Source organism: Ralstonia flaminis (assembly GCF_958415495.1).
GTDB lineage: Bacteria > Pseudomonadota > Gammaproteobacteria > Burkholderiales > Burkholderiaceae > Ralstonia > Ralstonia flaminis.
This window is the reverse complement of sequence record NZ_CATZLL010000006.1, coordinates 309744-321968: the sequence shown is the minus strand read 5'-3', so window position 1 is coordinate 321968 and position 12225 is coordinate 309744. Positions and strand designations below refer to the sequence as shown.

Genomic DNA, 12225 nt, shown 5'->3' with positions numbered 1-12225 from the left:
GCTTCTTTCCTGCCTCATTCCAGCATTCCCTCAGCATGGCTTCGACCCCTGGCGCCGCCACCGGCGCAACCGACGCGCGTCTCGACCAACTGCGCGACTGGCTCAGCACTTTGCCCGCTGCCCACGGGCTGCACATCGATACGCTGCGCCCTGCCTCGGCCGATGCCAGCTTCCGTCGTTACTTCCGAGTAGATGGCGCAGTCAATAGCCAACCTGGCACCCTCATCTTGATGGATGCCCCTCCACCGCAGGAAGACTGCCGCCCGTTCGTCCACGTGGCCGGCCTGCTGAACGGCGCCGGCGTGCACGCGCCGCAGGTGCTGGAACAGGACATCGCCCACGGCTTCCTGCTACTGACCGACCTCGGCCCGCAAACCTATCTGCAATCGCTGCGCGAGCGCAATTTCGATCTCACCTACGCCAATACGCTGTTTCGCCCGGCGATCCACACCCTGGTGCGCTGGCAATCGGCCTCGCGCGAAGGCGAACTGCCGCCGTACGACGAAGCGCTGCTGCGCCGCGAGCTGTCGTTGTTCCCCGACTGGTACATCGACCGCCACCTGCAGCGCCCGCTCGACGCGGCCCAGCGTGAATCGCTCGACAAGGTCTTCAAGCTGCTGGTCGACAGTGCCCTGGCCCAACCGCGCGTGTACGTGCACCGTGATTACATGCCGCGCAACCTGATGATCAACGCGGCCGACCCGTCGCGGCCGGGTGTGCTGGACTTCCAGGACGCGGTCTATGGCCCGATCACGTACGACGCTGCCTCGCTGCTGCGCGATGCCTTCCTGTCGTGGGAAGAAGAAGAGGAGCTCGACTGGGCCGTGCGCTACTGGGAAGCCGCCCGCAAAGCCGGCCTGCCGGTGGATGAGGACTTCGGCGAGTTCTACCGTGCACTCGAATGGATGGGCGCGCAGCGTCACCTGAAGGTGGCCGGCATCTTCGCGCGCCTGTGCTACCGCGATGGCAAGACCGGCTACGTGGAAGACACCCCCCGCTTCATCGCCTACCTGCGCCGCGTGTGCGGCCGCTACAACGCGCTGGCCCCGCTCGCCCGTCTGCTCGATCAGCTCGAAGATCGCGCCCAGCAGATCGGCTACACGTTCTGATTGCCAATGGCCTCTCCACGCGCTGCTGAATTCCGCGCCGGCGTTCTCGCACTCGCCCCGATGCTGCTGGGCGTGGTGCCGTTCGGCCTGATCTACGGCGTGCTGGCCACGTCTGCCGGCATGCCCGCGTGGCTTGCAGTGGCGATGAGCGCCATCGTGTTCGGGGGCGCCTCGCAGATGATCCTGGTGCAGCTATGGGCCGGCGGCGCGCCGGCGCTGGTCATTGCGGCGACCGTGTCGATGGTGAATCTGCGGCATGCGCTGTACTCGGCCAGCATTGCCCCCGCGCTGGCGCATCTGCCGCGCCGCTGGAAATGGCTGATCGCCTATCTGCTGACAGACGAGGCTTTCGCCGCCATGAACCGCCGCGTCGTCAATGCACGTTCCAACGCAAACTCGGGTACGGAAGAGACAACCTACCGCCACTGGTACTTTCTTGGCGCCGGTGTGGCGCTGTGGACGAGCTGGCAGGCATCGACCATCGTCGGCGTGATGCTCGGTGCGCAGGTGCCGACCACCTGGCCGCTCGATTTCTTCCTGCCGCTCACGTTCATCGCCATCGTGGTGCCGTCGCTGCGCACGCGCGCCCAACTGGCCGCTGCGCTCACCGGGGCTGCACTGGCAGTGGCATGGACGGGCTGGCCGCACAAGCTGGGGCTGATGGGCGCAGCGTGCGTCGGCATTGCCATCGGCGCAATTGTCGAGCGATTGCTCACCCGACCGAAGACGGAGGCCGCAGCATGAAGGCACTCATCCTCTTCGGCGTGCTGCTGATTTCCGGCGCTGCCACCTACCTGATCCGCCTGTCGTTCATCGCGCTGGAAGGGCGCATGAACCTGCCGATGTGGTTCCGCAGCGCCCTGCCGTACGTGCCAGCCGCCATGCTGACCGCGCTGATCGCACCTGACCTGCTGATGCGCGACGGCGCGCTGGCGGTGTCGGTCGACAACCCGCGCCTGATCGCCGGCATCGTCGCCATCGTCATCGCACGCCTCACCAAGAGCGCGATGTGGACCATCGTCGGCGGCATGGCTGTGCTGCTGATTCTCTTGAAGGTGATGGCTTGAGTTCCACGATAAAGGCCATGATTTTTGCGGCGGGCCGCGGTGATCGCATGCGGCCGCTGACCGACCACACGCCCAAGCCCCTGCTGAAGGTTGGCGGCAAACCGTTGATCGTCTGGCAGATCGAGCGTCTGGCGGCAGCGGGTGTGCGCGACATCGTCATCAACCATGCCTGGCTGGGTGCGCAGATTGAAGCCGCGCTCGGCGACGGCAGCGCCTGGGGCGTACGCCTTACCTATTCGCCGGAGAGCGAAGCGCTGGAGACTGCAGGCGGTGTCGCCCAGGCCATGCCGTTGCTGCATGCCGGTGACGGCCACAGCGTGTTCATCGCCATCAGCGGCGACGTGTTCTGCGACTACGACTACGCCGCGCTGCGCGAGCGCGCGAGCGCCATGGCTGCGCAGCATGCGCCGGGCATGCACCTCGTGATGGTGCCGAACCCGCCCTACCATCTGCGTGGGGACTTTGCCCTGGCTGATGATGGCGTGCTGCACGCCGACGGCACGCAACGGCTCACGTTCGGCAACATCGGCCTGTACGACACACGCCTGTTTGCAGGCATCGCGCCCGGCACGCGCCTGGCGATGACACCGCTATACCACCAGGCCATTGCAGAAGGCCGCGCCACCGGCGAACGCTTCGATGGCCGCTGGGAAAACGTCGGCACCCCAGCCCAACTGGCTGCGCTGGACGCCGAACTGCGGTCGCAGACAGCCTAGTCAGCCCGACGCCGACGCGCTTAATGATTCGGCCGTCATCGGGCGGCCCAGCAGATAGCCCTGCAGCGAATCACACCCAAGCCGCGTGAGAAACGCCTGCTGCTCGGCCGTCTCTACCCCCTCGGCGACGATACGCAGGTTCAGCGTCTGGCCCAGCGCCACGATGGCCGACACGATGGCCGCGTCCTCCGTGTCGTGCGCCAGGTCGCGCACAAAGCCGCGGTCGATCTTCAGCTCGCTGGCCGGCAAGCGCTTGAGGTACAGCAGGCTGGAATACCCGGTGCCGAAATCGTCGATGGAGATGCGCACGCCCATGGCGTCGAGCTGCTGCAGGATGCGCAGGCTGGCATCAGCATCGCGCATGGCGGTCGACTCGGTAATCTCCAGCATCAAGCAGTGCGGTTCGAGCGCGTGGCGCGCCAGCGCATCTCGCACCGTGTCGATGAGCGCCGCGTGGGCAAACTGCAGCGCAGAGAGATTGACGGCGACACTCCACGTGGTATGCCCTTCGCTGCGCCACTGCGCCATCTGGCGGCAGGCTTCGTTCAGCACCCAGGCGCCGAGCGGCACGATCAGGCCGGTCTTTTCGGCCAGCGGGATGAAGTCATTGGCCGGCAACAATCCGCGCACCGAATGCTGCCAGCGCACCAACGCCTCCACGCCAGCAATGGGGCCGTCGGGTGCATGAAACTTCGGCTGGTAGTGCAGCACGAGCTCGTTGCGTTCGATCGCCAGGCGCAGGTCCTGCACAAGCTGCAATTGCTTGTGCACGTTGGCGTTCATCGACGGCTCAAAAAAGCAGTAGGCGTTCCGGCCCAGGCCCTTGGCGTGGTACATGGCCGCATCGGCATTGGTGAGCAGATCATGCTGGTTGCCGCCGTCACCAGGGTACATGGCGATGCCGATGCTGGTCGACACACGTAGCTCATGCCCGCCCGCCATGAAGGGCTCGCGTACCACATCCAGCAGTGCATCTGCCAGCGACCCGGCGTCTTGCGGATCATCCACATAGGCGAGCACGACAAACTCGTCACCGCCCACGCGTGCCACGGTGTCCTGCTGGCGCACACGCGTAACGACGCGCTGTGCCACATCAATCAGCAGCAGATCCCCAACGTGGTGGCCGTAGACATCGTTGATGGCCTTGAATCCATCCAGATCCATGAACATCAGCGCAAAGCGGCGCTTCTCGCGATCGGCCGTGCGGATCGCCTGGTTCAGGCGGTCTTCCAGCAGCATGCGGTTGGAAAGCTTGGTCAAATTGTCATGCAGCGCCAGATAGGCCAGTTCCTGGTTGGCCTGGGCAAGCGAAGTGGCCAGCACGGCGGTACGCGCTTCCATGCGCATGTCCAGCACGGAAGTGGTCAGCGCAATGGCCAGCACTGCCAGCGTCACGATGATGATGACCAACGCCAGCCACTCGGCGCTCACCCCGGTGTGGGCTGCACCGCATACGCTGGCGTAGGGGAATGCGGCGGCGGCCATGCCGGTGTAGTGCATGCCGACAATGGCGACGCCCATCACCACCGCTGCGCCAGCACGCAATGCCCGCACCCGATGCGATTGGCGACGCAGGCGGAACGCGATCCACAGCGCCGCGCCCGATGCCAGCACGGCAATCACCACCGACAGTGCAAATGTGGCTGGGTCGTAATGGATGCCCGGCATCATGCGCAACGCCGCCATACCGGTGTAGTGCATGCCGGCCACGCCGGCGCCCATCAGCAGCGCGCCGCCAACCAGGCGCCGCCACGGCAGCTCGCTCCGGCTGACCAGCCACAGCGCAAACGCTGACGCCGCAATCGCAATGGCAAGCGAGGCCAGCGTGATCCACACGTCATAGCCAAGGGGAATCGGCAAGCTGAACGCCAGCATGCCGATGAAGTGCATTGCCCATACACCCACCCCCATGGCTGACGCCCCACCTATCAGCCACCAGAATGCCGCGCGGCCCTGTGCGGTTACCACGCGTCCGGCCATATCCAGCGCCGTATAAGACGCCAGGATGGCCACGAGGAGGGAAAGGAGGACAAGCAGGGGGTTGTAGCTGCTGACGAGCATCAGTTCTCCTGGGCAGGCCGATGCAATACGGCCGTTCCATAGCGGGCAGACGTCGCAACCGGGGGGTGCAACTCACAGACGTCTATCGACCATGCTGGCCCCAGACTTTAGAGGACGGCCCCGCACGTCACAATTTTCTTTGCAATTGAGGTGGCACCGGATGGCACAACAAGGGCGGCGTTACAATCGACGCATCCTTTTGCTGCCGGAATCCACGTCATGTCCGCCACTGAACTCGCCTTCCTCCAGACCTATCGCCAGCGCCGCGAGCGCGTCGCGCAGTGGCTGCGCGCGGCGGGTGGCGGTGTGGCCATCGTGCCGACCGCGCCGGAAGCCATGCGCAACCGCGACAGCGATTACCCCTATCGGCACGACAGCTATTTCTACTACCTGACCGGCTTCACGGAGCCCGAAGCGGTGCTCGCCATCATCGCACCGGCTGGTGAGGGCCCCACGCGCAGCGTGCTGCTCTGCCGCCCCAAGCATGAAGAGCGCGAGATCTGGGACGGTTTCCGCTTCGGCCCCGAAGCGGCCAAGGAAGCCTTCGGCCTGGACGCCGCGCATTCGGTCGAAGACATCGACGCAACCGTGCCGGGGCTACTCGCCAACGCCGCAGCCGTGGCCTACCCGCTGGCCGAAAGCGGCACGTTCGACCGCCGCATGCGCCGCTGGCTCGACGCCGTGCGCATGCAAGGCCGCGCAGGCGTGTCGTCGCCGCATCAGGCGCTCGACGTGCGCGCCATTCTGGATGAACTGCGCCTGTTCAAGGACCCGGGTGAACTCGACATCATGCGCCGCGCCGGGCGCATCTCAGCCGGGGCACACGTGCGCGCCATGCAAGCCTCGCGCGCCGGCCTGCGTGAATACCACCTCGAAGCCGAGCTGCTCTATGAATTCCGCCGCCACGGCGCACAGAGCGTCGCCTACAACTCCATCGTCGCCACCGGCCCGAACGCGTGCGTGCTGCACTACCGCGCTGGCAATGCGGAACTGCGCGACGGCGATCTCTGCCTGATCGACGCTGGCTGCGAGTTGGACGGCTACGCGTCGGACATCACGCGCACTTTCCCCGTCAACGGCCGCTTCACCGGCCCGCAGCGCGAACTGTATGAACTCGTGGTCGCCGCACAGGAAGCCGCCATTGCCGAGACGCGCCCCGGCGTGCCGTACAACGTGCCGCACGACGCCGCCACGCGCGTGCTGGCGCAGGGCATGCTCGATACCGGTCTGTTGGATGCAAACCAAGTCGGCACCCTCGACGACGTGCTCGCCGGCGGCCAGTACCGCCAGTTCTACATGCACCGTACCGGCCACTGGCTCGGCATGGATGTGCATGACGTAGGCGAATACCGTACGCCTGGCGCCGCACCTGCGCAGGGTGAACGCCCGTGGCGACCGCTGGAGCCGGGCATGGTGCTGACCGTCGAGCCCGGCATCTACGTGCGCCCCGCCGCGGGTGTGCCCGAGCAGTACTGGCACATCGGCATCCGCATCGAAGACGATGCCATCGTCACGCCCAACGGCTGCGAGATCATCACGCGCGACGTACCAGTGGCCGCGGATGAAATCGAAGCGGTGATGCGAGGCCAGCAATGACGGACGCATCCGCGACCGCGCCGGACTTCGATGTTGCCATCGTCGGCGCCGGGCCGGTGGGGCTGGCGCTGGCCAACTGGCTGCTGCGCGATACCGACTGGCGCATCGCCCTGTTCGATGCGCGCGACGCCGAAGCGGCGGCGCGTGACCCGCGCGCGCTGGCACTGTCGCACGGCTCACGCGTGCTGCTGCAGGAAATTGGCGGCTGGCCAGCACGCGCCACGCCCATTACGCATATCCATGTCTCGCAGCGCGGCCACTTTGGGCAAGCCCATATCCGCCGCGAAGACTACGACGTCCCCGCGCTTGGTCACGTCGTGCAATACGGCGACCTGAGCACCGCGCTCAACACCGCGTTGGCCACGCAGATGCAGCGTTACCCGAACCGCCTCACACGCTATGACCACACGCCGGTCGAGCGCGTAGAGCAACTGCCGCGCGCCGACGGCACCATCGCTCCGGCACGTGTGCGGGCATTGCGCGAAGGGCGCCATCCACTTGCCATCGAAACCGAAGTCGTCGTGCAAGCCGAAGGCGGCCTGTTTGACGATGCGCGCAAGCAGGCCGGCGGACTCTCGCACGCACGCCGGCGCGACTACGGCCAGACCGCCATCGTCGCGCATGTCCGCTGCTCGGCGCCGCTGGAAGGCTGGGCCTGGGAACGCTTCACCAACGAGGGCCCGCTCGCGCTACTACCGCAGGACGACGCCCAGGGCCCGGGCTACGCGCTGGTCTGGTGCTGCTCGCCCGACGAGGCGCGCCGCCGCGCCGGTTTGCCGGAAGACACCTTCCTCACAGAATTGAGCACCGCCTTTGGCGACCGCATGGGCCACTTCACACAGGTCGGCCCGCGCCACACCTTCGCGCTCGGCCTGCATGCCCAGCGCATCCCCGTCGACCGCCGCGTCGCCGCCATCGGCAACGCCGCGCAGACCATTCACCCGGTCGCCGGCCAGGGCTTCAACCTAGGGCTGCGCGATGCGTTCGAGATGGCACGTGCGCTGCGCGATGGGGCAACGCCCGCCGCACTGGCGCGCTTTGCCCGCGAACGCGCATTCGACCGCGCCGTGACCATCGGCCTGACCGATCTGCTGCCGCGCGCGTTTGCGGTGCCGGGCCGGCCGTTTGGCCACCTGCGCGGCGCGGCGCTCACGCTGCTGGAATGCCTGCCGCCGCTCAAGCACGGGCTGGCACGGCAGATGATGTTCGGGCAGCGGGGCTAGCGCGTGAACCCACCCCGTGCCGGAGATCGCCCACACGCAACCGTGGTGGGCGCCGGCATTGTCGGTACTGCATGCGCGTTGCAGCTGCAGCGCGACGGCTACCAAGTCACCTTGCTGGATCAGGCCGGCGTGGGCGAAGGTTGCTCATTCGGCAACGCAGGTTGCCTGAGCGTGGCCTCGGTTGTGCCGATGGCGCTGCCGGGCATGCTCAAGCAGGTACCGAAATGGCTGGCCGACCCGATGGGGCCGCTGACCGTACGCTGGCCATACCTGCCACGCGCACTGCCCTGGCTATTGCAATGGGTACGCGCGGGCAACGAGGCACAAGCCCGCGCGACAGCAGCGCCACTGGCGAACCTCTTTGGCGCGACCTTTCCCGGCTATCGCGGCCTGCTCGACGCCGCGCAATATGACGGGCTGATCCGCCAGTCGGGCCATCTGTATGTATGGCGCACGCTGGCGCGTTCGTCGGGCGACCGGCTGGCGCAGTCGATTCGCGACACGACGGGCGTGCGCTCGCAAGCGCTGAGCGCAGGCGAGACCCGCGAACTGGAACCCTCGCTGGCGCCCGACATTCAATCGGGCCTGCTGCTGCCCGACAACGGCTTCACGTGCAATCCGGAACGGCTGGTCAAAACGCTGGCGGCCAACTTTGTGGCGGCGGGCGGCACGGTCCTGCGGCGCAAAGTGCTGGATTTCGAGTTTGGCGAGCATGGCCCCACGCGGCTGTACACGGATTGCGGCACGCTGTCCGTTTCCACGCTCATCCTCTGTGCGGGAGCCTGGTCGATGCGGCTGGGCGCCAGGCTCACGCGCATTCGTGTCCCGCTGGATACCGAGCGCGGCTATCACACTACGCTGTCTGCGCCCACCGTACAGCCCTCGCGACCGATCATGGATTGCGAACGCAAGTTCATCGCCACGCCCGTGGAAGGCGGCCTGCGGATTGCGGGCACAGTGGAGATCGGCGGGCTGGATGCCCCGCCCGACTACCGGCGCGCCAACATCCTGAAGCGACAGGGCCAGCAGCTCTTCCCCGGCCTCGCGTTTGCCGAGGACAGCGCCTGGATGGGCCATCGGCCATCCCTGCCGGACAGCCTGCCCTTGATTGATCGCTCGGAGCGATACCGCAACGTTTTCTTCGCCTTTGGCCACGGCCATCTCGGCATGACTGGTGCCCCCGGCACGGCACGGCTGATCGCCGATCTGGTGGCCGGACGCGCCCCGTTCATCGACGCTGGCCCCTATAGCCTGCAGCGGTTCCGGTAACGATTGCCACGACAGCGACGCCCGTGCCAACCGGACCGCCGCATAGTTTGTGCACAACATTTAGGCAATTCGGCCGTTTGGCGGTAAAATCCCGACCTCGCATTTTCACCCCCGTCGCTCCGCCCAACGTGTCCACCGACCCGGGCGGAAGGGGCTGTTTTTTCGTTTCTCCATCCCTAGCCACGCATCGCGCACCGTGCAGATCGGACCGCATACCCTCCGCAACAACCTGTTCGTCGCCCCCATGGCGGGTGTGACGGACCGCCCGTTCCGCCAGCTCTGCAAGCGGCTTGGCGCGGGCTATGCGGTGTCCGAGATGGTCGCGTCCAACGCGCAGCTCTGGAAAAGCGAAAAAACCATGCGGCGCGCCAACCACACGGGCGAAGTCGAACCGATCTCCGTGCAGATTGCTGGCGCCGAACCGATGATGATGGCCGAAGCCGCGCGCTACAACGTCGACCGCGGCGCGCAGATCATCGACATCAACATGGGCTGCCCGGCCAAGAAGGTGTGCAATGTGGCCGCCGGCTCCGCCCTGCTGCAGAACGAGCCGCTGGTCCAGCGCATCGTCGAGGCGGTGGTCGGTGCCGTGGGAGACCGCGTGCCGGTCACGCTCAAGATCCGCACCGGCTGGGACCGCGAACACCGCAACGCGCTCAGCGTGGCGCGCATCGCGCAAGATGCCGGCATCAGCATGCTGACCGTGCACGGCCGCACCCGTGCGGACCTGTACCACGGCGATGCGGAGTACGACACCATCGCCGCGGTCAAGGCATCGGTGCGGATTCCGGTGGTGGCCAACGGCGATATCACCACGCCGGCCAAGGCCAAGCACGTGCTGGCGGTGACCGGCGCCGATGCCATCATGATCGGCCGCGCGGCGCAGGGGCGCCCGTGGCTGTTCCGCGAGATCGAACACTTCCTGCAATCCGGCACGCTGCTGCCGGCGCCGGAGGTGGAAGAAATTCGCGGCATCATGAACACGCACCTGGAAGAGCACTACGCGTTCTACGGCGAATACACCGGCGTGCGCACCGCACGCAAGCACATCGCCTGGTACACGCGCGGGTTGGCGGGGGCCAACCTGTTCCGCCACCGCATGAACACGATCGAAGACACTGCGGCACAGCTTGCTGCCGTCAACGCGTTCTTCGACGAACAGCGCGCGCTGTCCGACCGTCTGGTCTACGAAGACCAGCACACCGCCGACAGCGAGCGCCCCACGACGGGCAACAACGACAACAACAAGGAACCGCTTGCCGCATGAGCCGCAACCCGATCGAACGCTGCATCCGCGACAGCCTGGATACGTACTACCGCGACCTGGATGGCGAAAACCCGTCCAACGTCTACGACATGGTGCTGCAGGCCATTGAACGGCCGCTGTTGGAAACCGTGATGGAATGGGCCTCCAACAACCAGTCGCAGGCCGCCGATTACCTCGGCATCAACCGCAACACGCTGCGCAAAAAGTTGCAACAGCACGGGTTGCTGTGACCTGGCTGAGATAGCGTTCAGGCTTCGAACCGATTTCCTTTCTGACGGCATCGCAAGGTGCCACTTTCGCCCAACGGCGTTCCCACCATGATCCAGCAAGCCCTGCTTTCCGTTTCCGACAAGACCGGCATCGTCGACTTTGCCCGCGCCCTGCACGCGCGCGGCGTCAAGCTCCTCTCCACCGGCGGCACCGCCAAGCTGCTGGCCGAATCGGGCCTGCCCGTGACGGAAGTGGCGGACTACACCGGCTTTCCGGAAATGCTCGATGGCCGCGTCAAGACGCTGCACCCGAAGGTGCACGGCGGCATCCTGGCCCGCCGCGACCTGCCCGAGCACATGGCCGCGCTGGCTGAACACAGCATCCCGACCATCGACCTGCTGGTGGTGAACCTGTACCCGTTCCAGCAGACGGTGGCCAAGGACGAATGCACGCTGGCTGACGCCATCGAGAACATCGACATCGGCGGCCCGACCATGCTGCGTTCCGCTGCCAAGAACCACCGCGACGTGACCGTCATCGTTGACCCGGCCGACTACGCCACCGTACTGGCCGAGATGCAGGCCAACAACAACACGGTCGGTTACGAAACCAACTTCATGCTGGCCAAGAAGGTGTTCGCGCACACCGCACAGTACGACGGCGCCATCACCAACTACCTGACCAGCCTGGGCGCCGACAAGTCGCACAGCACGCGCAGCGCCTATCCGCAAACGCTGAACCTGGCTTTCGACAAGGTGCAGGAAATGCGCTACGGCGAGAACCCGCACCAGTCGGCCGCCTTCTACCGTGACCTCAAGGCCACGGACGGCGCGCTGGCTGCGTACAAGCAACTGCAGGGCAAAGAGCTGTCGTACAACAACATCGCCGACGCCGATGCCGCGTGGGAATGCGTGAAGTCGTTCGACCCGGCCAAGGGCGCCGCGTGCGTGATCATCAAGCACGCCAACCCGTGCGGTGTGGCCATCGGTGGCACCGCGCAAGAAGCGTACGAAAAGGCCTTCAAGACGGATTCGACCTCGGCCTTCGGCGGCATCATCGCCTTCAACGTGCCGCTGGACGAAGCAGCCGCGCAAATCGTTGCCAAGCAGTTTGTGGAAGTGCTGATCGCCCCGGGCTTCTCGGAAGGCGCGCGTGCCGTGTTCGCGGCCAAGCAGAACGTGCGCGTGCTGGAGATCCCGCTCGGCAAGGGCGTGAACGCGTACGACTTCAAGCGCGTTGGCGGCGGTCTGCTGGTGCAGAGCCCGGACGCCAAGAACGTGCAGCCGAGCGAGCTGCGCGTGGTGACCAAGCGCCACCCGACCCCGAAGGAAATGGACGACCTGATGTTCGCCTGGCGCGTCGCCAAGTTCGTCAAGTCGAACGCCATCGTGTTCTGCGGCGGCGGCATGACGCTGGGCGTGGGCGCCGGCCAGATGAGCCGTGTGGACTCCGCCCGCATCGCCAGCATCAAGGCGCAGAACGCAGGCCTCACGCTGGCCGGTTCGGCCGTGGCGTCGGATGCGTTCTTCCCGTTCCGTGATGGTCTGGACGTGGTGGTCGATGCCGGCGCCTCGTGCGTGATCCAGCCGGGCGGCTCGGTGCGCGACGATGAAGTGATCGCCGCTGCCGACGAGCGCAACGTGGCGATGATCTTTACGGGCACGCGTCACTTCCGCCACTAAGAAACGCGCTTAAACCGATTCTGGC

At 66.2% G+C, this 12225-nt stretch carries 11 protein-coding genes; 10 read left to right on the top strand and 1 reads right to left on the bottom strand.

Features of this window, described 5'->3' with window-relative positions:
- Positions 1 to 35: 35 nt before the first annotated feature.
- The 4 genes from R2N11_RS12190 to murU are packed head-to-tail and all read left to right on the top strand — an operon-like array spanning position 36 to position 2892.
- Positions 36 to 1109: an aminoglycoside phosphotransferase family protein gene (locus tag R2N11_RS12190; RefSeq protein WP_199029255.1), complete on the top strand. Its 1074-nt coding sequence runs from the start codon at positions 36 to 38 to the stop codon at positions 1107 to 1109.
- Positions 1110 to 1115: 6 nt separating this feature from the next.
- A complete protein-coding gene (locus tag R2N11_RS12185) occupies positions 1116 to 1853 on the top strand; it encodes an AzlC family ABC transporter permease (protein ID WP_199029257.1) in 738 nt (245 codons plus the stop codon).
- Entirely contained in the window at positions 1850 to 2176 is a 327-nt protein-coding gene (locus R2N11_RS12180; protein WP_316681226.1) for an AzlD domain-containing protein, read from the top strand. Before R2N11_RS12185 ends, R2N11_RS12180 begins: the two co-directional genes overlap by 4 nt.
- A gap of 8 nt (positions 2177 to 2184) precedes the next feature.
- Complete coding sequence (murU, locus tag R2N11_RS12175) at positions 2185 to 2892, top strand: N-acetylmuramate alpha-1-phosphate uridylyltransferase MurU (protein WP_316681259.1); 708 nt, start codon at positions 2185 to 2187, stop codon at positions 2890 to 2892.
- Here murU and R2N11_RS12170 read toward each other — a convergent pair whose 3' ends face one another.
- On the bottom strand, positions 2893 to 4953 hold the full coding sequence (locus R2N11_RS12170; protein ID WP_316681225.1) for a putative bifunctional diguanylate cyclase/phosphodiesterase: 2061 nt from the start codon (positions 4951 to 4953) through the stop codon (positions 2893 to 2895).
- 219 nt (positions 4954 to 5172) lie between these two features.
- On the opposite strand from R2N11_RS12170, the gene R2N11_RS12165 reads away from it, so the two are divergent.
- The 6 genes from R2N11_RS12165 (at position 5173) to purH (ending at position 12200) form a co-directional block, all read left to right on the top strand.
- Entirely contained in the window at positions 5173 to 6549 is a 1377-nt protein-coding gene (locus tag R2N11_RS12165; RefSeq protein ID WP_316681224.1) for an aminopeptidase P N-terminal domain-containing protein, read from the top strand.
- Complete coding sequence (locus tag R2N11_RS12160; RefSeq protein ID WP_199029265.1) at positions 6546 to 7772, top strand: UbiH/UbiF/VisC/COQ6 family ubiquinone biosynthesis hydroxylase; 1227 nt, start codon at positions 6546 to 6548, stop codon at positions 7770 to 7772. The genes R2N11_RS12165 and R2N11_RS12160 overlap by 4 nt, the downstream gene beginning before the upstream one ends.
- A gap of 3 nt (positions 7773 to 7775) precedes the next feature.
- The gene (locus tag R2N11_RS12155; RefSeq protein ID WP_316681223.1) at positions 7776 to 9041 is read left to right on the top strand and encodes an NAD(P)/FAD-dependent oxidoreductase; all 1266 of its coding nucleotides are present in this window, start codon (positions 7776 to 7778) and stop codon (positions 9039 to 9041) included.
- A gap of 196 nt (positions 9042 to 9237) precedes the next feature.
- Complete coding sequence (gene dusB / locus R2N11_RS12150) at positions 9238 to 10308, top strand: tRNA dihydrouridine synthase DusB (RefSeq protein ID WP_316681222.1); 1071 nt, start codon at positions 9238 to 9240, stop codon at positions 10306 to 10308.
- Positions 10305 to 10538, top strand: a complete 234-nt coding sequence (locus R2N11_RS12145; RefSeq protein ID WP_021196530.1) for a Fis family transcriptional regulator — start codon at positions 10305 to 10307, stop codon at positions 10536 to 10538. The genes dusB and R2N11_RS12145 overlap by 4 nt, the downstream gene beginning before the upstream one ends.
- An 87-nt stretch (positions 10539 to 10625) precedes the next feature.
- The gene (gene purH, locus R2N11_RS12140) at positions 10626 to 12200 is read left to right on the top strand and encodes a bifunctional phosphoribosylaminoimidazolecarboxamide formyltransferase/IMP cyclohydrolase (protein WP_316681221.1); all 1575 of its coding nucleotides are present in this window, start codon (positions 10626 to 10628) and stop codon (positions 12198 to 12200) included.
- Positions 12201 to 12225 lie beyond the last annotated feature (25 nt).